The 24,164-nt window shown below is 72.3% G+C and carries 22 protein-coding genes; 6 read left to right on the plus strand and 16 right to left on the minus strand.

Annotated elements, in window-relative coordinates; genetic code table 11:
* Nucleotides 1-49: 49 nt before the first annotated feature.
* The 3 genes from ACVWW9_RS12355 to ACVWW9_RS12365 form a co-directional block, all read right to left on the minus strand.
* A complete protein-coding gene (locus ACVWW9_RS12355) occupies nt 50-709 on the minus strand; it encodes a trimeric intracellular cation channel family protein (protein WP_354260730.1) in 660 nt (219 codons plus the stop codon).
* A gap of 21 nt (nt 710-730) precedes the next feature.
* Nucleotides 731-2,293 (minus strand): ABC-F family ATP-binding cassette domain-containing protein, encoded by a 1,563-nt coding sequence (locus ACVWW9_RS12360; protein ID WP_456516031.1) that lies wholly within the window; start codon nt 2,291-2,293, stop codon nt 731-733.
* Between the two features lie 212 nt (nt 2,294-2,505).
* Entirely contained in the window at nt 2,506-3,261 is a 756-nt protein-coding gene (locus tag ACVWW9_RS12365; RefSeq protein ID WP_456515762.1) for an isocitrate lyase/PEP mutase family protein, read from the minus strand.
* 78 nt (nt 3,262-3,339) lie between these two features.
* Between ACVWW9_RS12365 and ACVWW9_RS12370 the strand changes: the two genes are divergently transcribed.
* Complete coding sequence (locus ACVWW9_RS12370) at nt 3,340-3,987, plus strand: biotin transporter BioY (protein ID WP_456515763.1); 648 nt, start codon at nt 3,340-3,342, stop codon at nt 3,985-3,987.
* A gap of 60 nt (nt 3,988-4,047) precedes the next feature.
* Here ACVWW9_RS12370 and ACVWW9_RS12375 read toward each other — a convergent pair whose 3' ends face one another.
* The 6 genes from ACVWW9_RS12375 to ACVWW9_RS12400 form a co-directional block, all read right to left on the minus strand.
* Entirely contained in the window at nt 4,048-5,298 is a 1,251-nt protein-coding gene (locus ACVWW9_RS12375) for a Gfo/Idh/MocA family protein (RefSeq protein ID WP_456515764.1), read from the minus strand.
* Nucleotides 5,299-5,341: 43 nt separating this feature from the next.
* On the minus strand, nt 5,342-6,313 hold the full coding sequence (locus tag ACVWW9_RS12380) for an ABC transporter permease (RefSeq protein WP_456515765.1): 972 nt from the start codon (nt 6,311-6,313) through the stop codon (nt 5,342-5,344).
* Nucleotides 6,310-7,299, minus strand: coding sequence for an ABC transporter permease (locus tag ACVWW9_RS12385; RefSeq protein ID WP_456515766.1), 990 nt, complete (start codon nt 7,297-7,299; stop codon nt 6,310-6,312). The genes ACVWW9_RS12380 and ACVWW9_RS12385 overlap by 4 nt, the downstream gene beginning before the upstream one ends.
* Nucleotides 7,296-8,918: a sugar ABC transporter ATP-binding protein gene (locus tag ACVWW9_RS12390; protein ID WP_456515767.1), complete on the minus strand. Its 1,623-nt coding sequence runs from the start codon at nt 8,916-8,918 to the stop codon at nt 7,296-7,298. Before ACVWW9_RS12390 ends, ACVWW9_RS12385 begins: the two co-directional genes overlap by 4 nt.
* 8 nt (nt 8,919-8,926) lie before the next feature.
* Nucleotides 8,927-9,994 (minus strand): substrate-binding domain-containing protein, encoded by a 1,068-nt coding sequence (locus ACVWW9_RS12395; protein ID WP_354260716.1) that lies wholly within the window; start codon nt 9,992-9,994, stop codon nt 8,927-8,929.
* Nucleotides 9,995-10,105: 111 nt separating this feature from the next.
* On the minus strand, nt 10,106-11,254 hold the full coding sequence (locus tag ACVWW9_RS12400) for an ROK family protein (protein WP_456515768.1): 1,149 nt from the start codon (nt 11,252-11,254) through the stop codon (nt 10,106-10,108).
* Nucleotides 11,255-11,324: 70 nt separating this feature from the next.
* Between ACVWW9_RS12400 and ACVWW9_RS12405 the strand changes: the two genes are divergently transcribed.
* Together ACVWW9_RS12405 and ACVWW9_RS12410 are read left to right on the plus strand one after the other, a co-directional pair.
* Nucleotides 11,325-13,109 carry a DEAD/DEAH box helicase gene (locus tag ACVWW9_RS12405; protein WP_456515769.1) on the plus strand — a complete coding sequence of 595 codons (1,785 nt, stop codon included), beginning with the start codon at nt 11,325-11,327 and terminating at the stop codon, nt 13,107-13,109.
* Between the two features lie 7 nt (nt 13,110-13,116).
* Entirely contained in the window at nt 13,117-13,470 is a 354-nt protein-coding gene (locus ACVWW9_RS12410) for a tryptophan synthase subunit alpha (RefSeq protein ID WP_354260710.1), read from the plus strand.
* Between the two features lie 208 nt (nt 13,471-13,678).
* Here ACVWW9_RS12410 and ACVWW9_RS12415 read toward each other — a convergent pair whose 3' ends face one another.
* The 5 genes from ACVWW9_RS12415 to sufB are packed head-to-tail and all read right to left on the minus strand — an operon-like array spanning nt 13,679 to nt 17,787.
* The gene (locus tag ACVWW9_RS12415) at nt 13,679-14,011 is read right to left on the minus strand and encodes a metal-sulfur cluster assembly factor (RefSeq protein ID WP_354260708.1); all 333 of its coding nucleotides are present in this window, start codon (nt 14,009-14,011) and stop codon (nt 13,679-13,681) included.
* Nucleotides 14,011-14,769, minus strand: a complete 759-nt coding sequence (gene sufC / locus ACVWW9_RS12420) for a Fe-S cluster assembly ATPase SufC (RefSeq protein WP_123697913.1) — start codon at nt 14,767-14,769, stop codon at nt 14,011-14,013. Before sufC ends, ACVWW9_RS12415 begins: the two co-directional genes overlap by 1 nt.
* A 50-nt stretch (nt 14,770-14,819) precedes the next feature.
* A complete protein-coding gene (locus ACVWW9_RS12425) occupies nt 14,820-15,149 on the minus strand; it encodes a non-heme iron oxygenase ferredoxin subunit (protein ID WP_354260704.1) in 330 nt (109 codons plus the stop codon).
* Complete coding sequence (gene sufD / locus ACVWW9_RS12430; protein ID WP_456515770.1) at nt 15,146-16,369, minus strand: Fe-S cluster assembly protein SufD; 1,224 nt, start codon at nt 16,367-16,369, stop codon at nt 15,146-15,148. Before sufD ends, ACVWW9_RS12425 begins: the two co-directional genes overlap by 4 nt.
* Entirely contained in the window at nt 16,369-17,787 is a 1,419-nt protein-coding gene (gene sufB / locus ACVWW9_RS12435; protein ID WP_123697916.1) for a Fe-S cluster assembly protein SufB, read from the minus strand. The genes sufD and sufB overlap by 1 nt, the downstream gene beginning before the upstream one ends.
* Nucleotides 17,788-17,970: 183 nt before the next feature.
* Here sufB and ACVWW9_RS12440 point away from each other — a divergent pair, with 183 nt between their 5' ends.
* Complete coding sequence (locus ACVWW9_RS12440) at nt 17,971-18,891, plus strand: COX15/CtaA family protein (RefSeq protein WP_456515771.1); 921 nt, start codon at nt 17,971-17,973, stop codon at nt 18,889-18,891.
* A 16-nt stretch (nt 18,892-18,907) separates the two neighbouring features.
* Nucleotides 18,908-19,882, plus strand: a complete 975-nt coding sequence (locus ACVWW9_RS12445) for a Ppx/GppA phosphatase family protein (RefSeq protein WP_456515772.1) — start codon at nt 18,908-18,910, stop codon at nt 19,880-19,882.
* Here the strand turns inward: ACVWW9_RS12445 and ACVWW9_RS12450 are convergent.
* Together ACVWW9_RS12450 and ACVWW9_RS12455 are read right to left on the minus strand one after the other, a co-directional pair.
* Nucleotides 19,879-20,751, minus strand: a complete 873-nt coding sequence (locus ACVWW9_RS12450) for a hypothetical protein (RefSeq protein WP_456515773.1) — start codon at nt 20,749-20,751, stop codon at nt 19,879-19,881. The genes ACVWW9_RS12445 and ACVWW9_RS12450 overlap by 4 nt on opposite strands.
* Nucleotides 20,752-20,921: 170 nt before the next feature.
* Nucleotides 20,922-21,866, minus strand: coding sequence for a heme o synthase (locus tag ACVWW9_RS12455; RefSeq protein ID WP_456515774.1), 945 nt, complete (start codon nt 21,864-21,866; stop codon nt 20,922-20,924).
* Between the two features lie 178 nt (nt 21,867-22,044).
* On the opposite strand from ACVWW9_RS12455, the gene tkt reads away from it, so the two are divergent.
* Nucleotides 22,045-24,159, plus strand: a complete 2,115-nt coding sequence (tkt, locus tag ACVWW9_RS12460) for a transketolase (protein ID WP_456515775.1) — start codon at nt 22,045-22,047, stop codon at nt 24,157-24,159.
* Nucleotides 24,160-24,164: the final 5 nt, after the last annotated feature.

The raw sequence follows: 24,164 nt of genomic DNA on the forward strand, positions 1-24,164 counted from the left end.
CGATAGCGGCGCTGTCAATAGCGGATCGCCTAGGCAGAGCGCCGCCGCCTCAGTCCCGGATCGTCGGAATCGCCTCCGTCTTGAGCGCCGGCACGTGCCAGCGCAGCAGCTCGCTCATGATGCGCAGCGCCGTCACGACGGCGGCGATGATGGCGAGCACGAGCCAGTGACCGTAGCCGAGCGCGACCGCGGCAGCTGCGCCGCTCGAGCCGACGAGCGCGGGCAGAAGGTAGAGCCGGGAATCGCGTCGGAAGACCGCCGGGATGTCGTTGGCGAGCGCGTCTCGCAGCATGCCGCCGCCGATGCCCGTCAGCATGCCGACGAAGGCGGCGCCGACCGGACCGACGCCGTGCTCGATCGCCTTCCGCGCCCCCTCCACCGCGAAGATGCCGAGGCCGATCGCGTCGAAGACGAGCACGGGCCGATCGAGTCGCTCCATCCAGCGGTGCAGCGCGAGCACGACGAGCGCGCCGCCCAGGGCGACCGCGAGCATCCACCAGTCCACGAGCGCCGCGACCGGCGTCGCGCCGATGAGCACGTCGCGCAGCATGCCGCCGCCCGTCGCCGTCACGACCGCGAGCCCCGCCATGCCGACGACGTCCATGCGCTTCTGCACCGCGAGCAGCGCGCCCGAGATCGCGAAGGCGAGGATGCCGATCGCCGAGAACGCGTCGCGGACCACGGCGAGCCAGCCGGTGGGCTCCTCCATCGCAGCTCCTCGTCTCTCGCGTCAGGCCAGGCCGATGAGGTCCAGGTACTCCGGGCTCCAGAGGTCCTCGGTGCCGTCGGGCATGATGAGCACGCGCTCGGGGTCGAGCGCCTCGACCGCGCCCTCGTCGTGGCTGACGAGGATGACGGCGCCCTCGTACGCGCCGAGCGCGCCGAGGATCTCCTCGCGGCTCGCGGGGTCGAGGTTGTTCGTCGGCTCGTCGAGCAGCAGCAGGTTGGCGCTCGAGACGACGAGCATCGCGAGCGACAGTCGCGTCTTCTCGCCGCCCGAGAGCACGCGCGCGGGCTTGTCGGCGTCGTCCCCGGTGAACAGGAAGGAGCCGAGCACGCGGCGCGCCTCGGTCGACGTGATCTCGGGCGAGGCCGACAGCATGTTCGACAGCACCGAGCGCTCGACGTCGAGGGTCTCGTGCTCCTGCGCGTAGTAGCCCACCTTGAGGCCGTGCCCGCGGTCGATCTCGCCGGTGTCGCTCTGCGAGACGCCGGCCAGGATGCGCAGCAGCGTCGTCTTGCCGGCGCCGTTGAGCCCCAGGATCACGACGCGCGAGCCGCGGTCGACCGCGAGGTCGACGGCGGTGAAGATCTCGAGCGAGCCGTACGACTTCGAGAGGTCGCGCGCCATGATCGGCGTCTTGCCGACCGGCGCGGGCTTCGGGAAGCGCAGCTTCGCGACGCGGTCGACGGCGCGCTCGTCCTCGAGGCCGGAGCGCATCCGCTCGGCGCGCTTCGCCATCTGCTTCGACGCGACGGCCTTCGACGCCTTCGCGCCCATCTTCGCGGCCTGCATCTCGAGCTGGCTCGCCGCCTTCTCGACGTTGGCGCGCTCGCGCTTGCGGCGCTCCGCGTCGGCCTCGCGCTGCCGCAGGTAGAGCTTCCACGACATGTTGTAGATGTCGATGACCTGCCGGTTGGCGTCGAGGTAGAAGACGCGGTTGACGGTCTCCTCGACGAGCTGCACGTCGTGGCTGATGATGAGGAGGCCGCCCTGGTAGCCCTTGAGGAACTCGCGGAGCCACGTGACGGAGTCGGCGTCGAGGTGGTTCGTCGGCTCGTCGAGCAGCATCGTGTCGGCGCCGGAGAAGAGGATGCGCGCGAGCTCGATGCGACGGCGCTGACCGCCGGAGAGCGTCTCGAGCTGCTGGTCGAGGATGCGGTCGGGCAGCTGCAGGTTCGACGCGATCGCGGCGCCCTCGGCCTCGGCCGCGTAGCCGCCGAGCGCGAGGAAGCGGTCCTCGAGCCGGCTGTAGCGGCGCATCGCCTCGTCGGCGACGGTGCCGCCCTCGCCCATCTGCTCGGTCGCGAGCCGCATGCCCTCGACGAGCTCGCCGAGGCCGCGGGCGTCGAGGATGCGTCGGCGGGCCGTCTGCTTGGGGTCGCCCGAGCGCGGGTCCTGCGGCAGGTACCCGATCTCGCCGCTGCGCTCGACCTTGCCGGAGAAGGTGTGGCCGTCGCGGTCGTCGCTGATGCCGGCGAGCACCTTCGTCATGGTCGTCTTGCCGGCGCCGTTGCGCCCGACGAGGCCGATCTTGTCGCCCCGCTCGATGCGGAAGGAGACGTCGGTCATGAGCGTCCGCGGGCCGACGGAGAGCTCGAATCCGGACACGGCGATCACGCGCGGGAGCCTCTCTCGAAGTGGGTGGGGGGCCGGCTCGCGTTGAGCGAGCCAGCCGTCCAGCCTACCAGCGGGTCGAGCGGCCCCGCACCCGCACCGCAGCGCCTGTCAGCCCGGGCCGGTCAGCACGGGGTCCTCAGCACTCGGTCGTCAGCGCAGCGCCGTCAGCGCCACGGCTGCACGAGCTCCTGGATCGACTCCGTGAGCGCCGCCTGCAGCAGCGGGCCGAACGTCACGCGCCGCGCGCCGCTCGAGCGGATCTCGTCGAGCTGGCCGACGACCGAGCCCTTGACGGGGTGCGCCGTGACGTTGACGGGCAGCGACACCCGCGCGAGGATCGCGGCGAGCGCCTCGGGGGTCGGCGGCTTGACCGGGTAGAGCGACCGCGCGCCGGCCTGCTCGGCGAGCTCCATGCGCAGGATCGCCTGCTCGAGCGGGTCGCCGCCGTGCAGCTCCGGTCGCGCGAAGGCGTCGGTGCGGGCGTTGATCACGACGTCGACGCCTGCGGCGTCGGCCGCGGCGCGGAGGCCCGCGACGTAGTCCGCGTGCTCCTGCGCCTCGCGCATCCGGCCCTCGCCATGCACGGTGTCCTCGACGTTGAGGCCAACCGCGCCCGCCTCGAGCAGCCGCTCGATGAGCTCCGCGGGCTCGGCGCCGTAGCCCGACTCGAGGTCGGCCGAGACCGGCACGTCGACGGATGCGACGATGCGGGCGATGCCCTCCATCGCGTCGTCGAGGGTCATGCCCTCGCCGTCCTCCTGGCCGCGCGACTCGGCGAGCGGGTGGCTGCCGATCGTGATGGCGGCGAAGCCCGCGTCGACGAGGGTGCGCGCCGACCACGCGTCCCACGCGGTGGGGAGCACGACGAACTCGTCGTGCATCGTCAGCAGTGCGGTGGCCTTGGTGGAGAGATCGCTCATGGGCCGATCGTATGGGCCGTCGCCAGCGCGGGCCTGTGGATGCGGTGCGCGGGACCGCCGCACCCCTAGGCTGGCGGCATGACTGCGCCGCGCCCGCTCCCCCGCCGCTCCTCATCCGCCGCCGCCGTGCTCGCGAAGCCGGTGCTGGCCGACGTGCTCGTCGGTCAGCGCACGCTCGTCAAGGACGTGCTGCTCGTCGCCGCCGGCATCGCCGTCGTCGCCGCGCTCGCGCAGGTCGAGGTCCCGATGTGGCCCGTCCCGATCACGGGCCAGACGCTCGGCGTCATGCTCGTGGCCGCGACCCTCGGGTTCCGCCGCGGCGTCGCCGCGATGGTCGGCTACCTCGTGCTGGGCGTCGCGGGCGCCCCGATCTTCGCCACCTTTACCGGCGGCATCGCCGCGATCGGCAAGCCGAGCTTCGGCTTCATCATCGGCTTCGTCGCGACCGCCGCGGTGGTCGGCTGGCTCGCGGAGCGCCGCTGGGACCGCCGCCCGCTGCTCGCCGTCGCGCTCTTCGGTGCCGCGAGCCTCATCCCGTTCGCGTTCGGCATCCCCTACATGGCCGCCGTCCTCGCCGCGATGGGCGCGCCCGTCGACCTCGTCGGCGCGCTCGCCCTCGGCTTCCTGCCGTTCATCGTCGGCGGCGTCGTGAAGTGGGCGCTCGCCGCTGCCCTCATGCCCGCCGCGTGGGCGGGCGTCCGCGCGATGGACCGCCGCGTCGGCTGACCCGATCCACGACGAAGGCCCGCGCTCGCGCGCGGGCCTTCGTCGTGCTCGCGGCTGCGATCAGCGGCGCGGGTTCCAGGTGCCCTGCGCGACGTCCGGCACGAAGTCGGTGAGGTCGACCGGCCAGCGCACCGTCTGCCCCGTCTGCGCCGACTGGTAGGCGGCCATGAGCAGCTCGGCCACGGCCACGCCGTTCCGCAGCGACTCCATCGGCTGCTCCCCGCGCAGGAAGCACGCCGCGACGTGCCGGTTCTCGCCGGTGTAGCCGTAGGTGGCCGCCTCGTCGGCCACGACCGGCATGAGTCCCTGCTCGGCGTTCTGCTTCTCGAGCATGTCCTCGCCGACGCCCTGGCCGATGGCGCGCGACAGGAACACCTTCGACTCGGTCGACGACGTGTCGGACTGCATCGAGTACTCCGGGCCGAGCAGCTCGAACGAGAGCCGCAGCCCCGCACCCACGTAGCTCCACGAGGTGGTCCCCTCGGCGATGACGGTCTCGCCGTCGCCGTTCACGAACTCCCACGCCGCGCGGGCGTAGTCCTCGCTCGGGCGCTCGCGGTAGTCGGGGGCGCCCGGGTAGAGCTCGAGCAGCTGCTCGGCGTACGCCGGTCGGCCCCACTTGAGCGACTGGATGCTCGCGGTCACCGAGACGGGCGTGAGCCAGTCGGCCGGATCGACGCCGGGCGGGGTGAGCAGGTACCTGCCCGCCTCGACCGAGTGGCACATCATGTCGCTCAGCACGCCGCCGCCCTGCTTGGCGCCGTCCCAGAACCACGCCTTGTGCGGGCCCGAGTGCTCCTCGGCGCAGCGCGCGAGGTAGGGCGTGCCGGCCTCGCTCGCGCCGCGGCGCCAGACGAGCTCGTGCGCGCGCGTGATCGCCGGCGAGTAGACCTGGTTCTCGAGGTAGGCGTGCAGCAGGCCCGCCGACTCGACGAGCTCGAGGATCTCCCTCGCCTCGGCCACGGTGCGGCCGAGCGGCTTCTCGATCGCGATGCCGGTGAGCGCCGCGCCACCCCGCACCTCCTCGACGATCGCGCGGATGACCTCGAGGCGGGAGTCGTTCGGGGTGAGCACCCAGACGGCGTCGACCCGGTCGTCGCGGACGAGCGCGCGCACGTCGTCGTGCGCGGTCACGTCGGTGCCGACGCCGATCTCCTCGGCGATGGTCGCGAGCCGCGAGGCGCTCTCGCGGGTGCGGGAGGCGACGGCGACGACGTCGGCGTCGCGCACGCCGGTCCACGAGCGCACGTGGAACTCGCCGATGAAGCCGGCGCCGATGATGCCGACGCCGAGCACGGAGCGCTGAGCCATGGTGGGGATCCTCTCGATCACGGGGTGCAGCAGGGGCTGCGGATCAGGTGCGCAGCTTGCGCTGGCGGCCGTAGACCGCCAGCAGCGCGATGAGCACGACGCCCTGCACGACGATGCGCGCCCATTCGGGCATGCTGAGCGTCGTCAGGAGGCTGGTGAGCACGGTCAGCACGATCGCGCCGATCGCGCTGCCGAGGTAGCCGCCGACGCCGCCGGCGACGAGCGTCCCGCCGATCACGACGGCGGCGATCGACGGCAGGGTCAGGTCGTTCGCGAGGTTCAGGAAGACCTGCTGCGAGTAGCCGACCATCGCGATGCCGCCGAGCGCGGCGAAGATGGAGCTCAGCACGTAGGCGGTCACGGTCACCCGGCCGACGGGCACGCCCGAGAGCCGGGCGGCCTCGCGGCCGGAGCCCGTCGCGTAGAGCTGCATGCCGAACGTGGTGCGCCGCAGCACGAGCGTCACGATCACGGCGAGCAGCGCCCAGACGAGCAGGATGCCGGGGATGCCGAGCACGTCGCGGCCGTTCACGAGCTGCACGAGCGAAGGGGCTGCGCGGCCGTCGGCGACGCCGCCGGTGACGACGAGGATGAGCCCGCCGACCACGCCGAGCATCCCGAGCGTCATGACGAACGGCGGGATGCGCAGCAGCACGATGCCGAGGCCGTTCGCGAGGCCGATGAGGGCGGCGACGCCGACCGCGAGCAGGATGCCGGGGACGAGCAGCGCATCCGACCCGTTCATGGTGCGGCTCGCGAGGATCGCGCCGAGCGTCGCGACGGTGCCGACCGAGAGGTCGATGCCCTCGCCGCCGGAGAGCACGACGATGGTCTGGCCGATCGCGATGATGCCGAGGAACGACGCCACCCGGAGCATGTTCACGATCTGGTCGGGCGAGGCGAAGCCGGGCTTGAGGATGCCGCCGACGACGACGAGCAGGATCGCGATGATCGCAGCGATGACGACGGGGTCGCGCAGCAGGGTGCGCGCGCGGGTCGCGGTCGCGGGCTTCATCGCTGCCGCCTCGGTGCGCCGAGCGCGCTCAGCGCGAGCGCGAGGATGACGACGAGGCCCGCGGCGAGCGCGCGCCACGAGGTGGGCAGGCTCAGCGCGAAGAGGATCGTCGAGGCGAGCGAGAGCGTGATCGCGCCCGCGATCGCGCCGATGGGTGAGCCGATGCCACCCCGCAGCGCGATGCCGCCGACGACGACGGCCGCGACGCTGTTGAGTGCGAGGTCGCCGCCGATGAAGGGGTCGCCCGAGCCGGAGTTGCCGAGCACGGCGAGGCCGGCGAGGCCGCAGATGACGCCGCAGATCGCGTAGGACGCGAGCTGCGCGCCCGCGACGGGCACGAGCGACGCGAACGCGGCCGCGGGGCCGCCGCCGGTGGCGCGGATGTGCCGCATGATGCGCAGATGCCGCACGACGAGCCAGCCGGCCGCGACCGCGACGACGAGCAGCACCGAGACGGGCACGCCTCCGACGGCCTGGCGGAAGGTGCCGGTGATGATGGCGGGCACCGTGCCACCCGGCGAGGGCAGCACGAGCAGCGCGAGCCCGGAGAAGACGGATGCGGTCGCGAACGTCGCGATGAGCGGCTGCAGGCGCAACCGGCTGACGACGAGGCCGTTGACGATGCCGCACGCCAGGCCGACGCCGATCGCGGTGAGGAAGCCGAGCAGCACGCTGCCCGCCTCGCCCTGCATCACCTGCACGGCGACGACGCTCGAGAGCGCCACGATCGCGCCGGCCGAGAGGTCGAGGCCCCCGCCGATCACGACGATCGCCTGCGCGACCGCCACGAGCACGAGCGGCAGGAACGTCGCGAACGTCGAGGCGACGCCGTACGGGCTGAGCAGGTTGGGCTGCAGCGCGACGGCCGCGACCACGGCGACGATCAGCAGCGCAGCGGTCGCCCACGAGGCGACGCGCACGCGGCCGAGCCGCTCAGTCAGCGGCCGGCGCTCCTCGATGGCTGCGACGGTGGGTGTCTGGGTCACGGGGTTCCCTCGTGGGTGTCGTCCGGTGCGGTCTCGCCGTGCGTGCGGGCGGGCTGCTGGACCGGGGGCTCCTGGCCGGGCGCCTGCTGAACGGGTCCCTGCTGGCCCGGCGCCTGCTGGCACTCGCCGATGACGAGCGCCGCCTGCACGAGCCGCTCCTCGGTGATCTCGTCACCGACGAGCTCGGCGCGCACGGCGCCCTCGAACAGCACGAGCACGCGGTCGCACACGGTCACGAGCTCGCGGTCCTCGCTCGAGTTGATGATGACGGTCGCGCCGTCGTCGGCCATGCGGCGGATGATGCGGTAGATCTCGGCCTTCGCGCCGACGTCGACGCCCTTCGTCGGGTCGTCGAGCAGCACGACGCCCGGCTCCGTGAGCAGCCACTTGCCGAACACGACCTTCTGGGCGTTGCCGCCGGAGAGGCTCGAGATCGGGTCGCCGAGGCCGCCGATCTTGATGGCGAGCGCCTCGACCATCGACTCAGCGGCGGTGCGCTCGCGCCGCGCGGAGATCACGCCCGCGCGGGTGCGGCGCCCGAGGCTCGCGATCGCCAGGTTCTCCTGGATGGGCCGGGGCGGCAGGGTGCCCTGCGTGCCGCGGTCGCCGGGCACGAGCGCGATGCCGCGCGCCGCCGCGGTGCGCGGCGACGCGAGCCGCACGGGCTCGCCGTCGACCTCGACGTCGCCGGTGGCGGCGGTCGCGCCGAAGAGCGCGAGCAGCAGCTCGGACTGGCCCTGGCCCTGCAGGCCGCCGAGGCCGACGACCTCGCCCGCACGGGCCTCGAGGTCGACGCCGCGCAGCGCGCCGCCGGCGAGGCCGCGCGCGGTGAGGCGCACGCGGCCGCTCGGCCGCTCGCCGTGCTCGCGCTCGACCGCTTGCACGTCGCCGACCATGAGCTGCACGAGCTCGTCGGGCGTGGTGCCGGCCATCGCGGTCTCGGCGACCGTCTCGCCGGAGCGGAGGATCGTCGCGCGGTCGCACAGCTCGGTGATCTCGTCGAGCCGGTGCGAGACGAAGAGCACGGCGGCGCCGCGGTCGCGCAGCTCGCGCACGATCTCGAACACGACCGCGACCTGGTCGCGGTGGAGCGAGGCGGTCGCCTCGTCGAGGATGAGGATGCGCGGCTCCCGCAGCAGCGCCTTGCCGATCTCGACGAGCTGCTGCTGGCCGGGCGTGAGCTCCCGCACGGGCTGGTCCGCGTGCACGGCGCCGAGCGCCGGCGCGAGCCGCTCGAGCACGGGCCGCGCCCGCTTGCGGGCTGCGCGCCCCGACAGGAAGCCCGCGGTCGCGGGCTCGCTGCCGAGCACGAGGTTCTCGCCGACGGTGAGCTCCGGCACGAGGCTGAGCTGCTGGTAGACGGCGGCGACGCCGAGGCGTGCCGCGGCCCGCGGGGAGCCGATGCGCACCGGCTCCCCCGCGAGCTCGATCTCGGCCTCATCCGGCCGGACGGATCCGGCCAGCACCTTGCCGAGGGTGGACTTGCCGGAGCCGTTCGGGCCCAGCAGGCCGTGGACCTCGCCGCCCGCTGCGGTGAGGCTCGCGCCCCGCAGCGCGCGGACGCCGCCATAGCGCTTGTGCACGCCGCTGAGGCGCACGAGCGGCGAGGTCTCGGTCATCGTCGGTCCTACTGCAGGAACTGCTGGACGTCCTCGGCGGAGAGCACCGAGTCGAGCACGTAGGTGTCGGGCTGGCTCTCGACCTCGCCCCAGATCTCGTCGAAGTTCTCGGCCGTGACGGCCTCCTCGAGCTCCAGCACGATGTTGTGGCCGTCCTGCAGCTGCGACTCGTCGAGCTCGGCGCCCTGCAGCATCGCCATGGCGATGTGCAGCGCGGTCGCGCCCGTTCCCGGGGGGTTCACGACGCCGATCGACTCGAAGCCGTCGGCCTGCTCGCTCCAGAGCCGGAGGAAGCCGTTGCGGGCCTCGCCCGACATCACGATCTCGTCCTGCTTGTCGGCAGCGATGAGCGCCTGCAGCACGCCGAGGGCCATGCCGTCCTGCGTCCAGACGCCGTCGATGTCAGGGTAGGTCGCGAGCAGGTTGCCCATCTCCTGCTGACCGGTCGCCTGGTCCCAGCCGCCGTCAGCGGTGGTGAGCACCTCGACGCCGGCCTCCTCGAACACGGCCTGCGCCGCGCCCCAGCGGGCCTCGTTGGCCGGGTGGCCCGAGATGCCGTTGACCGCGACGATGCTGCCGCCGTCGCCGACCTTCTCGGCGAGCCACTCGGCGCTCGTCTCGGCCCACAGCTCCTGGTCGATGCCGACGTTGATGACGCTCTCGGCGGTCACCGCCTGGTCGATCGCGAAGACGAGGATGCCCTGGTCGGTCGCCTCCTGGAACACCTGGTCGAGCGCGGAGCCCGAGTTGGGGTCGGCGATGATCGCGTCGACGCCGGCGTTGATGAGGTTGCGGACCTGCTGGATCTGGCCGTTGACGTCGGTGTCGGCGTTCTCGAGCACGAGATCCTCGAGCGTGCCGGCCTCCTGGTACTCCGAGGCCGCCTCCTCGATGTCGGCGACCATCTGCGTCCGGTACTCGGAGCCGACGAAGCCGTTGCTGATGCCGATCGTGAAGGGCCCGGCCGCTGCTGCGTCCGATCCGCTGGGGGCCGGCTCGTTCGAGACGGTCGAGCAGCCTGCGACGACGAGGGTTGCCGTCGCCAGAGCCGCGAATCCGAGTGCGCGCTGTCGCATGTCGATGCCTCCTTGCATCCGTGTCCGCACTTTCATGCAGACTGCGAAAAATGATGAGGCCAGTGTTGCACGACCGTGCGGCGACGCCTAGCACCGTGTCCGAATCGTGACCTACGCGTCGAGCAGGCGCTCCAGCGACCCGAAGGCATCGACAGCGATCGCGGCCGCGCCGAGCAGCGCGCCCTCGCCGTCCGCCGAGGCGGGCACGAGCCTCGGGATGTGCAGCACCCGGCCCGTGAGCCGGCGCTCCAGCTCGGGCACGACCGTCTCCGCGAGCGGAGCGAAGCGGCCTGCGAGCACGATCACCTCCGGGTCGAGCAGCGCGCACACGTTGGCGAGCGCGACCGCGAACTCGTCGAGGACGCGTCGGGCGAACGCGCCGGCGGGCGACCGCTCCCCCGCTCGCGCGAACACCGCCGCGAAGGGCTCGACGCCGGCGGGCAGCTCGATCCCGTCGGCGGCCGCACGCCGCACGAGCCCGGCGGAGCCGAGCTGCGACTCCAGGTCGCCGAAGTCGACGTAGAGGCGGTCGATCGAGTCGGGCCCGACGAGCATGCGACCGATCTGCCCGGCGAAGCCGCGGCTCCCCTCGAGGATCCTGCCGTGCTCGACGATGCCGGCGCCGACGCCCTCGAAGACGGCGAGCGCCATGAGGCTCGTCGCCTCGCGGTGCTCGCCCCAGCGGGACTCCGCCACGGCGATGAGGTTGGCGTCGTTGCCGACCGCGACCGGCGCGTCGAGGCGCTGGCGCAGCAGGTCGCCGAGGTGGATGCCGTGCCAGTGCAGCGCGGGCGCGAAGTCGATCGTGCCGTCCGCCTGCACGGGGCCGGGGATCGCGACGCCGATGGCGACCGGGGGCCGTCGGCCGTGCGGCGCGTGCCAGGCGGTCTCGATGGCGTGCAGCGTGTGCGCGAGCCGCTCGTCAGCGCCGGGCGGTGCATCCAGCCGCTCGCTCCAGCGCACGGTGCCGCCGAGGTCGACGAGCGCGAGCGTCGTGTGGTGGTCCGCGACGTCGACGGCGAGCACGGTGGCGGCCGACTCGTCGACCCGCACCCGCCCGAGCGGCCTCCCGCCGGAGGGTCCGACGGCGCTCTGCTCGACGAGCAGCCCGGCGTCGATGAGGGCGACGACCGCGCGCGACACGGTCGCGACGCTGAGGCCGGTCGCCGAGGCGAGCTCCGCGCGCGACGCGTCGCCGGCCGTGCGGGCGGCCGCGAGCACCGATGCGCGGTTGCGCCGGGTCGTCGACTGCGAGCTCACCCGCTCATCCTGCACCCAGCGGCTCCGGGAGGCGCGCCGGGCGCGCGGGGCACCGCGTACCCTTGCACACGTGAACGACGCGCAGCCCACCCAAGCCTCCGAGCCCGACGGCGAGCGCACCACGTTCGCCAGCCTCGGCCTCCCGCCCGCCATCCTGAAGGCCCTCGACGACGTCGGCTACGAGACGCCGTCGGCGATCCAGGCCGAGACCATCCCGCCGCTGCTCGGCGGCCGCGACCTCATCGGCCTCGCGTCGACCGGCACCGGCAAGACGGCCGCGTTCGCGCTCCCCGTGCTCGCCGCGATCGACGTCGCGCGCCGCAGCCCGCAGGCGCTCGTGCTGACGCCCACGCGCGAGCTCGCCGTGCAGGTGTGCGAGGCGTTCGAGCGCTACGCGGCCCACCTCGGCGGCGTGCACGTGCTGCCGATCTACGGCGGCCAGGGCTATGGCGTGCAGCTGTCGGCGCTCCGCCGCGGCGTGCACGTCATCGTCGGCACCCCCGGCCGCATCATGGACCACCTCGCGAAGGGCACGCTCGACCTCTCGGGCCTCACGCACGTCGTGCTCGACGAGGCCGACGAGATGCTGCGGATGGGCTTCGCCGAGGACGTCGACCAGATCCTGCAGTCGACGCCGCCGGAGAAGCAGGTCGCCCTCTTCTCGGCGACCATGCCGCGGCAGATCCGCGCGATCTCGCAGCAGCACCTGCGCGAGCCCGTCGAGATCACCGTGCGCGGCAGCGCGTCGACGTCGCCGAGCATCACCCAGCGGGCGCTCATGGTCTCGTACCAGCAGAAGCTCGAGGCGCTCACGCGCGTGCTCGAGGTCGAGCCCTTCGAGGCGGCGATCGTCTTCACCCGCACGCGCAACGAGACCGAGACGGTCGCGGAGCGCCTGCGGGCGCGCGGCTACGCCGCCGCTGGCATCTCGGGCGACGTCGCGCAGCCGCAGCGCGAGAAGATGATCGAGCAGCTGCGCTCCGGCGACCTCGACGTGCTCGTGGCGACCGACGTCGCGGCGCGCGGCCTCGACGTCGAGCGCATCAGCCACGTCATCAACTACGACCTGCCGATCGACACCGAGTCGTACGTGCACCGCATCGGCCGCACCGGTCGCGCCGGGCGCACGGGCGACGCGATCAGCTTCGTCACCGCGCGCGAGCGGCGCATGCTCAGCCAGATCGAGAAGGCGACCCGCGGCACGGTCGCGATCATGCCGATGCCGAGCGCCGACGAGGTGAACTCGACGCGCCTGACGCGCTTCGACGACGCCATCACCGCCGCGCTCGCGCAGAGCGACCGCATCGAGCGGTTCCGCGAGATCGTCGCCCACTACGTCGAGCACCACGACGTGCCGCAGGAGGACGTCGCCGCCGCGCTCGCCGTCGTCGCGCAGGGCGAGACGCCGCTGCTGCTCGACGAGCGCGCCGACCGCGCGCTGCAGGCGTCGCGGGCCGACCGCCCCGAGCGCGCGGATCGTCCCGCCCGCGCCGACGGCGACGGCGAGCGACGCTCGCGTCGCGGACCCTCGGATGCGACGACGTACCGCCTCGCCGTCGGCAGCCGCAAGGGCGTCGAGCCGCGGCAGATCGTCGGCGCGCTCGCGAACGAGGGCGGCCTGGGCCGTGACGACTTCGGACGCATCCAGATCCGCTTCGACCACACGCTCGTCGAGCTCCCCGAGCTCGACCGCTCCCAGCTCGAGCAGCTCTCGAAGACCCGCATCATGGGCGTGCCGATCGACATCCAGGTCGACACCGGTGCGCGGCCGTCGCGCGGCGACCGCGGAGACCGCGGTGGGCGCGGGTCCGACGAGCGTCCGCCGCGGAAGCCGCGGCAGGGTCGGGAGCGCTGACCGCTCGGTGCCGCACACGGAAGCCCACGTCCCCGAGCCGCGCAGGCGCGCGAGCCTCGAGGTGCTGCGCGCCGAGGCCGCGGACGAGCGCTCGGTGCTCGTCGAGGAGCGGCTGCGCGCCGGCGAGGACCCATGGGAGTTCATGACCGAGCTGCCGAGCGTCGACGAGATCGTCGTGCTGCTGCTGCGCGCCGAGCGGATCCTCCTGCCCGCCGCGGTGCGCCCGGACCACGAGACGAGCGACCGCGTGCTGCGCCGCATCGTCGAGGACTACCCGCCGCTCGCGACCACCGTCTGGTCGATGCTGTCGGTCGTCGAGCCGGAGCGGGCGTGGGCGCCGCGGGTGAGTCGGGCGGGGTGAGATCGCTGTGGATGCGCGAAGGGGACGACCTTGGGGTCGTCCCCTTCGTGCTTGTTCGGGTCTAGCCAGACGGTGAAGCCGAGATCGCTCGCTTGCGAGATCGTGAACCCCAAATCGCTCGCTAGCGCTCCCGACGACGCTCGGCCGGACGATCCACTGGATCGTCCGGGTCCTCCTGCTGAAGCCGCTCGCTGCGGCTCGACCATCGCTAGATGGTGAAGCCGAGCGCCCTCATCATCTCGCGGCCGTCCTCGGTGATCCGCTCGGGACCCCACGGCGGCATCCACACCCAGTTGATGCGGAACTGCTCCACGACGCCGTCGAGCTTCTCGGCGATCTCGGTCTCGATCACGTCGGTGAGCGGGCAGCCCGCCGAGGTGAGCGTCATCGAGATCACGAGCGCGTGCTGCTCGTCGTCCCAGGCGAGGTCGTAGACCAGGCCCAGGTCGACGATGTTGACGTCGAGCTCGGGGTCGACGACATCCTTGAGCGCCTCGGTGACCTCGTCGAACTTCGTCGCGTCGATCTCGACGAGGGCCATCAGACGCCGGCCTTGAGGTAGCGGTCGTAGCCCTCGTCCTCGAGGCGGTCGGCCAGCTCGCGGCCGCCCTGCTCGGCGATGCGCCCGTTGACGAACACGTGCACGAAGTCGGGCTGGATGTAGCGCAGGATGCGCGTGTAGTGCGTGATGAGCAGCACACCGAGGCCGGTCTCGCCCTTGATGCGGTTCACGCCCTCCGAGACGATGCGCAGCGCGTCGACGTCGAGGCCCGAGTCGGTCTCGTCGAGCACGGCGAACTGCGGGCGCAGGAGCTCCATCTGCAGGATCTCGTGGCGCTTCTTCTCGCCGCCCGAGAAGCCCTCGTTCACGTTGCGCTCGCCGAACGACGGGTCCATGCGCAGCTGCTCCATGGCCGTGCGCACGTCGCCGATCCACTGGCGCACGCGGGGGGCCTCGCCCGAGACCGCGGTCTTCGCGGTGCGCAGGAAGTTCGACACCGTCACGCCGGGGATCTCGACCGGGTACTGCATCGCGAGGAACAGGCCGGCGCGAGCGCGCTCGTCGACGCTCATCTCGAGCACGTCCTCGCCGTCGAGGGTGATCGAGCCACCGTCGACGGAGTACCGCGGGTGACCCGCGATCGTGTAGGCGAGGGTCGACTTGCCGGAGCCGTTCGGCCCCATCACCGCGTGGATCTCGCCCGACGCGATCCGCAGGTCCACGCCCCGCAGGATCTCCTTCTTGCCCTGCTCGGTCTCGATGGAGACCTGCAGGTCCTTGATGTCCAGCACGCTCATGGCGCTTCCTTCCTCGGCGGCCGCAGCCGCACGAACAGTCTCGGCTGCAGCTACTGCAGGGTCAATGGGTTCTGCACGTCGACGAGCACGTCGTCGCCGTCGATGATCACCGGGAACACCGGCACCGGCTCGTAGGCCGGGAGGTTCATGGGCTTGCCGGTGCGGAGCGCGAACTGCGAGCCGTGCGCCCAGCACTCGATCGCCTCGTCCTCGACGAAGCCCTCCGACAGCGAGATCTCGCCGTGCGTGCAGGTGTCGCCGATCGCGTGGATCGCGCCGGACGAGTCCTTCACGATCGCGATCGCGATGCCGTCGAGCTCGACCTTCATGGCCGCGCTCACCGCGACGTCGCCCACACCGCAGGCGCGCTGTGCCGTCATGCCCCAGCCTTCGACGCGGGGGCGAGGCCGGCGCCGCGTCGCAGCTCCTCCTCGATCGCCTCGGCGAGGCGCTGCTCGATCTCGGGCACGCCGATCTTCTGCACGATCTCCATGAGGAAGCCGATCACGACGAGCCGGCGAGCCTGCTCCTCGTCGATGCCGCGCGACTCGAGGTAGAACAGCTGCTCGTCGTCGAAGCGGCCGGTCGCGGATGCGTGGCCGGCGCCGGCGATGTCGCCCGTCTGGATCTCGAGGTTCGGGATGCTGTCGGCGCGGGCGCCGTCGGTCAGCACGAGGTTCTGGTTCTTCTCGTAGCTGTCGGTGCCGGTCGCGTCGCGGCCGATGAGCACGTCGCCCACCCACACCGAGCGCGCGCCGATGCCCTGGAGGGCGCCCTTGTAGAGCACGTTGCCGCGCGTCTCGGTGCCCTCATGGAACATGAACACCTGGCTCTCGATGTGCTGGCCGGCGTCGGCGAACGACAGGCCGTACATCTCGCCCTCGGCGCGGTGGCCCGCGAGGCGCATCGACGGGTTGACCCGCACGACGCCGCCGCCGAACGAGACGACCATGTGCTTGAGGAACGCGCCCTCGCCCACGACCGCCTGGTGCGTCGAGGCGTGGACGGAGTCGTCCTCCCAGTCCTGCACCGAGATGACCGTGAGGCGCGCGCCGTCGCGGACGAGGATCTCGACGTTCTGCGCGTAGCGCGCCGAGCCCGAGTGGTGCAGCACGACGGTGCCGATCGAGCCGGGCATGGCCTCGATGACGATGTGCGCGTTCGCGTGGCGGTCGGCACCCGTGCCGTGCAGGCGCGCGATGACCGGCTCGGTCTGCTCGCGCCCCTCCGGCAGCCGCACGTGCAGCGCGTTCACGCCGCGCTTCCACGCGATCGCACCGACGACGTCCTCGGGGCGGAAGATCTCGCCGCGCACCGGGGCATCGAGGCCGGTCGACTCGACGAGCAGGCCGCGCTCGACGAGCGCCTCGACGTCGTACTCGATCCCGGGCGTGGCGGTCTCGGTCTCCTCGTCGACGAACAGCGGCGCGAGGCGACGCACGTCGGAGAGCTTCCAGTTGACCTCACGGCCGGTCGGCACGCCGAAGTCGGCGGGCTCGAACGACGTCGGGCGCTCCGAGCGGGTCTGGATCGGGACGAAGCGCTCGGCCGGCGCGGGCACGGCGCCCAGGGGTGCGGGGGTCGTGTCTGTCGCAGTCATCAACCGACGGATCCTTCCATGCTCATCTCGATGAGCTTGTTGAGCTCGAGCGCGTACTCCATGGGCAGCTCGCGGGCGATCGGCTCGATGAAGCCGCGCACGATCATCGCCATCGCCTCGGTCTCGGCCAGGCCGCGCGACATGAGGTAGAACAGCTGCTCCTCGCTCACCTTCGACACGGTCGCCTCGTGGCCGAGCACGACGTCGTCGACTCGGATGTCGATCGCCGGGTAGGTGTCGGAGCGCGACATCGTGTCGACGAGCAGGGCGTCGCAGACGACGCTGTTCGCCGAGTGGTGCGCGTTCGCATCGACGCGCACCTCGCCGCGGTAGCCGGCTCGGCCGCCGCCGCGCGCGATCGACTTCGAGACGATCGACGACGTCGTGTACGGCGCCATGTGGATCATCTTCGCGCCGGCGTCCTGGTGCTGGCCGGGGCCAGCGAACGCGACCGACAGGGTCTCGCCCTTGGCGCGCTCGCCCACGAGGTAGATGGACGGGTACTTCATCGTCACCTTGGAGCCGATGTTGCCGTCGATCCACTCCATCGTCGCGCCCTCCTCGGCGATGGCGCGCTTCGTGACGAGGTTGTAGACGTTGTTCGACCAGTTCTGGATCGTCGTGTAGCGCACGCGGGCGTTCTTCTTCACGATGATCTCGACGACCGCCGAGTGCAGCGAGTCGGACGAGTAGATCGGGGCCGTGCAGCCCTCGATGTAGTGCACGTACGAGCCCTCGTCGGCGATGATGAGCGTGCGCTCGAACTGGCCCATGTTCTCGGTGTTGATGCGGAAGTAGGCCTGCAGCGGGATCTCGACGTGCACGCCCTTCGGCACGTAGACGAACGAGCCGCCCGACCACACCGCCGTGTTGAGCGCGGCGAACTTGTTGTCGCCCGCCGGGATCACGGTGCCGAAGTACTCCTCGAAGAACTCCGGGTGCTCGCGGAGCGCCGTGTCGGTGTCCATGAAGATGACGCCCTGCGCCTCCAGATCCTCCTGGATCTGGTGGTACACGACCTCCGACTCGTACTGCGCGGCGACGCCGGAGACGAGGCGCGAGCGCTCGGCCTCCGGGATGCCCAGCCGGTCGTACGTGCTGCGGATGTCCTCGGGCAGGTCCTCCCAGGTCTGGGCCTGGCGCTCGGTCGACCGCACGAAGTACTTGATGTTGTCGAAGTCGATGCCGGAGATGTCGGCACCCCACGTGGGCATCGGCTTGCGCTCGAAGAGCTGCAGGCCCTTGAGGCGCCGCTCGAGCATCCAGTCGGTCTCGCTCTTCAGCTCCGAGATGTTGCGGACCACCGCTTCGCTCAGCCCTCGCTTCGCGACGGCTCCAGCCTCGTCGGAGTCATGCCACCCGAACTCGTACTGCCCCAGGCTCTCGAGCTCTGGCCGGTCGATCAGGACGTCAGACATCGCTCCCCCTTCCACATCGTGTGCAACCCGGCGGTGCTCCTCGGCATTCCGCGCGAATCCGAACCGCCGCGCTCAGCCATACTTGTAGGGCCTTCGCACATGCCTCGCCGCTGTCAGCGGCATGGGGGTTCGGAGCCGATGGGCTCTCCCACATCCTACCGCGAACGGCATGAGAGGTGCATCTTGCTCGAGCGCTCGCGGAGCCTCATCATCGCGGCATGGGCCACGCTCGTGTCCCAGATCATCATCGTCGGCACGGGCGGTGCCGTCCGCCTGACGGGATCGGGCCTCGGCTGCTCGGAGTGGCCGAACTGCGTGCCGGGCTCCTTCACGCCGGTCCCGGAGCAGGGCATCCACGGCATCATCGAGTTCGGCAACCGCGTGTGGGGCGGGATCGTCGTCGCGATCGCGCTCGTCATGCTCGTGCTCGTGATCCGCAAGGCCGCCGGTCGCACGAACCTCGTGCTCGCGGCGATCGTGCTCGCGCTCACGATCGCGCAGGCGCTCATCGGCGCGGTCGTCGTGTGGATGTCCCTGCGTCCCGACACGGTCGGGATCCACTTCACCATCTCGGTCGTGCTCGTCGCGGTCTCCGCGGTGCTCGCGTGGCGGATCGTCGTGGGCACGCCCGGAGCTCGCACGGCGCCGCGCTGGCAGTCGGCCCTCGTGCACGCGATGACGGCCGTGCTCGCGGTCGTCGTGTTCGTGGGCGTGCTCACGACGGGCTCCGGCCCGCACGCAGGCGACGGCGGCGCGGCGCGCAACGGCCTCGACCCGGCGATCATGCAGCACGTGCACTCGTGGCCCGGCTACCTGCTGCTCGCGCTCGTCGTGGCCGTCGTGGTCGCCGCTGCCGCGCGCGGCCCGCGCCGGCACCTCGGCTGGTCGCTCGCGCTGCTCGGCGCGGTGCTCGTCCAGATCCTGGTGGGTGTCGTGCAGTCGCGCATCGGCCTGCCGATCGGCCTCGTCGGCATCCACATGGTGCTCTCGGTCGTGACGACCGCGATCGCCGTCGCGACGGTGCTGTCGCTGCGTGCCACGGCGGATGCCGCCGTGCCCGCGGCACGGGACGCCGCCGTCGTGCAGGGCCGCGTCGACGCGTGATGGCAGGATCGGGCGCATGACCTCCACCCGCCCGATCGTCGGCGCGATCGGCGCCGCCCGGCACGGCGCGCGCCTCGGCGTGCTCGACATCGGCTCGAACACCGTGCACCTGCTCATCGTCGACGTGCGCCTGGGTGGCAGGCCGATCCCGCAGCGCTCGCACAAGCTCACGCTGCGGCTCATGCGCTACCTGCAGGACGACGGCTCGATCAGCGACGAGGGCGTCGCGGCGCTGCTCACGGCGATCGGCGAGTGCACCGCGATCGCGCGCAGCGAGCAGCTCGACGACTTCGTCGTGATGGCGACGAGCGCGCTGCGCGAGGCGGCGAACGGCGAGGAGGTCGTCGCGCGCATCGAGCGCGAGGCGCAGGTGACGCTCGACATCCTCTCGGGCGCCGACGAGGCGCGGCTCACGTTCCTCGCCGTCCGGCGCTGGTTCGGCTGGTCTGCCGGCCGCATCCTGCTGCTCGACATCGGCGGCGGCTCGCTCGAGATCGCCTCTGGCATCGACGAGGAGCCCGACGTGGCGATCTCGGTGCCGCTCGGCGCGGGCCGCAGCACCGTCGGCTTCTTCCACGCCGATCCGCCGAGCGCCGCCGACCAGCGCGCGCTGCGCATCTACGCGAAGGCCGTGCTCGACGACGCCGTCGCGCAGGTCAAGCCCTTCGGTCGGCCCGACCACGTGATCGGGTCGTCGAAGACCATCCGCTCGCTCGCCCGGCTCGCGGGCAACCTGCTGCCTGGCGTCGGCGACGCCGATCGCGCCGTGCTCACGCGCGCGCAGCTCGACGACTGGGTGCCGCGGCTCGCGCGCATGGACGCGAAGTCGCGCGCCGCGCTGCCCGGCATCACGCCCGACCGCACGTTCCAGATCGTCGCCGGCGGCATCGTGCTCTCGGAGGCGATGCGCGCGTTCGGCGTGCGCGAGCTCGACGTGAGCCCCTGGGCGCTCCGCGAGGGCCGCCTGCTGCAGATGCTCGACCGCGTCTAGCGCGGCGAAGCGGTGACGATCGACGTGACCGCCGCGATGCAGCTCGGCAGCGCCACGAGCACCGCGACCGCGAGCAGGGCGCGGCCGACGACGACGGCCGGCCGCGACGCGCGCATCGTCAGCAGCCACGGCAGGAGGCGTGGGAGCAGCGCGACGACCGCGGCGGCGGCGGCGAGCAGGAGGCCGAGCGGCACGAGCAGGAGCGCGAGCACGATCGGTGGGACCGCTGCCGGCAGGCTGCTCCGCGACAGCAGCGGCAGGCTCCGGCTCAGCCGGCCTGCGCACGCGGCGACCGCGGCGCCCTGGAGCACCGTCAGGCCCCCGAGCACGAGCACCGAGAGCCAGCCGGGACCGAGCCGGCCGAAGTCGATGTTGTCCGCTCGCAGCGGGTCGGCGAACGGCGCGATCGTCACGAGCAGCAGCCCGCCGAAGACGGGGCCGGCCGCTCGTCCTGCCGGGAGCCATGGCGCCACCAGCAGGTAGAGCGCGGCGGAGCCGAGGGCGAGCGGCAGCGCGCCGAAGACGAGCAGCGCGACCGTGCCCTCCAGCGTGATCCGGCCGATGGTCGCGTCGCCCTCGGTCAGCCGGCCGGTCGACTGCGGCGAGGTGACGGCCAGCAGCCGCATCGCGAGGCGCCCGCCTGCCCCAGCGATCACGATGCCGGTCGCCACCCCCGCCACCGTCAGGACCGACGCCCACCAGGCGTACAGCCGGAGGGCCGCCACCCGTGCCGACGCCCCTGCCGGCCCGACACCCGGTGCCGTGGGCGCCAGCCGGCCGTGGGGCGCGAGGAGTCGCTCGTCGCTCCACAGGAGGGTGAAGGCGACGCCGACGGCGAGCAGTGCGCCGCACACCAGCATCAGCGCCATGGCTGCTCGATCCGGTATCGGTCAGCTGGCACGGTACGCCGCCTCGCGATGCGCCGCCAGCCGCTGCATCGGCGCGAGCTCGATCGGGCTGTGCGCGATGCCGACGCCGCATCTCGCCCGCCTCGGCGCTCAGGCCGATCGGCGTCACGCCACCGGGCGCGCTCCGGTCGCTAGAAGGGCAGCAGCGGGTCGATGCCGACCGCGAGGAAGATGAGCGTCAGGTACGTGTTCGAGGCGTGGAAGACGCGCATCGCGCGCACCTCGCGCTCGCCGCGGATCGCCCGGCTGTACAGCCCGTGCGCCTCGGCGACGAACCAGGCGCCCGCGACCACCGCGATGCCCGAGTAGAGCAGACCCATGCTCGCGACCGGGATCAGCAGCAGGGTGCAGGCGAGCGACGCCCACGCGTAGAGGATCACCTGGATGCCGACCATCGGCTTGCCGCGCACGACCGCCAGCATCGGCACGTCGGCCGCCTGGTAGTCGTCGCGGTACTTCATCGACAGCGGCCAGTAGTGCGCGGGCGTCCAGAGGAAGACGAGCGTGAAGAGGATCCACGCGGGCCAGTCGAGCGAGCCGGTGACGCCCGCCCAGCCGATCACGACCGGGAAGCATCCGGCGATGCCGCCCCAGACGATGTTCTGCTCGGTGCGGCGCTTCAGCAGCATCGTGTAGATGAGCACGTAGAAGGCGATCGCGGCGACCGACAGCGCTGCGGCGAGCCAGTTGGCGAAGAGGCCGAGCACGAGCGTCGAGACGACCGCGAGCGTCCAGGCGAACACCCGCGCCTCGGTCACCGACAGCGTGCCGGTGACGAGCGGCCGGCGCTGCGTGCGGTGCATGACGCGGTCGATGTCGCGGTCGAGGATCATGTTGAACGCGTTGGCGCTGCCGGCGCTCAGGAAGCCGCCCAGGAGCGTCGCGAGCAGCGCGCCGATCGGGGGGACGCCGCCCGCCGCGAGGAACATCGTCGGCAGGGCGGTGACGAGCAGCAGCTCGATGACCCGCGGCTTCGTCAGGGCGACGTACGCCTCGGCCTTCACCGCGACGCGCGAGCGCTCCCGCTCCCCCGCGACCTGCGGCCTCTCGACGCCGTGCGAGGTGGCGTTCGACATGCAGCGGTATCCGTTCGACTGAGCGTGTGGGGGGCCCGGAGGCCCCTCCATCCTATCGGACGCGCAGCGTCACACTGCGGGATTCGCGCCGGGGCGGGATGCGCTCCCTCACTATGCTGGGGGCGTCGCAATCGTCCGCCCCGCAAGCGGCTCCGTGCCGCCAGATGAAGGAGCCTCCTTGGCATTCGAATGGACCACCACCGACCAGCAGGCCGTCGACACGGCCCGAGTCCTCGCGGCGGACGCCGTCGAGAAGGTCGGCAACGGACACCCCGGCACGGCGATGAGCCTCGCGCCGGTCGCGCACCTGCTGTTCCAGAAGGTGATGGACCGCGACCCGGCCGACGACCGCTGGCTGGGCCGCGACCGCTTCATCCTCTCCGTCGGCCACTCGTCGCTGACGCAGTACATCCAGCTCTACCTGACCGGCTCCGGCCTCGAGAAGGGCGACCTCGAGTCGCTCCGCACCTGGGGCTCGCTGACGCCGGGCCACCCGGAGTACGGCCACACCAAGGGCGTCGAGATCACCACCGGTCCGCTCGGCCAGGGACTCGCATCCGCCGTCGGCTTCGCCTACGCGCAGCGCTTCGAGCGCGAGCTCCTCGACCCGTCGACGCCGGACGGCGAGAGCCCGTTCGACCACTACACCTACGTCATCGCCGGCGACGGCGACCTGCAGGAGGGCGTCACGAGCGAGGCGGGCTCCCTCGCGGGCCACCACGAGCTCGGCCGCCTCATCGCGATCTACGACTCCAACGCCATCTCGATCGAGGACGACGTCAACATCGCCTTCACCGAGGACGTCAAGGGCCGCTACGAGGCCTACGGCTGGCAGGTGCTCGAGGTGTCGTGGCGCCAGGGCGACGACCCCACCTCCCCCGAGTACGTCGAGGACGTCGAGGCGCTGCACGACGCGATCGCGCAGGCGCAGGCCGAGACCGGCAAGCCGAGCCTCATCATCCTCAAGACCATCATCGGCTGGCCCGCCCCCAAGAAGCAGGGCACCGGCAAGATCCACGGCTCGAAGCTCGGCGGCGAGGAGGTCGCGGCGCTCAAGGAGGTGCTCGGCTTCGACCCCGAGCAGTCGTTCCAGGTCGACGACGCCGTGCTCGAGTACACGCGCGGCAACGCCGCCGAGCGCGCCGCCGCCGCGCGCAGCGCGTGGCAGGAGCGCTTCGACGCTTGGGCAGAGGCCAACGCCGACAAGAAGGCGCTGCTCGACCGCCTGCTCTCGGGCGCGCTGCCCGAGGGCGTCGAGGACGCGCTCCCGGTCTTCGAGGCCGGCACCGAGGTGTCGACCCGCGCGGCGTCCGGCAAGGTGCTCAACGCGCTCGCCGACGTCATCCCCGAGCTGTGGGGCGGCTCCGCCGACCTCGCCGAGTCGAACAACACGACGCTCGAGGGCAAGGGCTCCTTCGCCCCCTCGCAGCACGCGACGAAGGCCTGGCCGAACGCCTCCGCCGCCGGCCGCACGCTGCACTTCGGCATCCGCGAGCACGCGATGGCGTCGATCCTCAACGGCATCGTGCTGCACGGCCCGACCCGCCCCTACGGCGGCACGTTCCTCATCTTCAGCGACTACCAGCGCCCCGCGCTGCGCCTCGCCGCGCTGATGGGCGTGCACCCGATCCACGTCTGGACGCACGACTCCGTCGCGCTCGGCGAGGACGGCCCGACGCACCAGCCGATCGAGCAGCTCGCGACGCTGCGCGCCATCCCCGGCTTCGAGGTCGTCCGCCCGTCGGACGCGAACGAGACCGCCTGGGCGTGGAAGACGATCCTCGAGCGCCGTGACCAGCCGGTCGGCATCGCGCTCACGCGCCAGAACCTGCCGGTGCTCGAGCGCGGCGACGGCGCGGCCGAGGGCGACACCCTCGCGCACGCGTCGAACGTCGCCAAGGGCGCCTACGTGCTCGCCGAGGCGACCGGCGGCACCCCCGAGGTGCTGCTCATCGCGACCGGCTCCGAGGTGCAGCTCGCCCTCGCCGCCCGCGAGCAGCTGCAGGCGGACGGCGTCGCCGCCCGCGTCGTCGCGGCGCCCTCGCTCGAGTGGTTCGCGGAGCAGCCGGCCGAGTACCGCGAGACGGTGCTGCCCGCGGCCGTGCGCGCTCGCGTCTCGGTCGAGGCGGGCTCCGCGCTCACCTGGCACGGCATCGTCGGCGACGCCGGCCGCACCATCGGCATCGACCACTTCGGCGCGAGCGCCGACTGGCAGACGCTCTTCCGCGAGTTCGGCTTCACGGTCGAGGCCGTGGTCGAGGCTGCTCGCGCATCCATCGAGGCTGCCCGCTGAGCGGG

This window comes from Agrococcus sp. UYP33 (genome assembly GCF_054060915.1).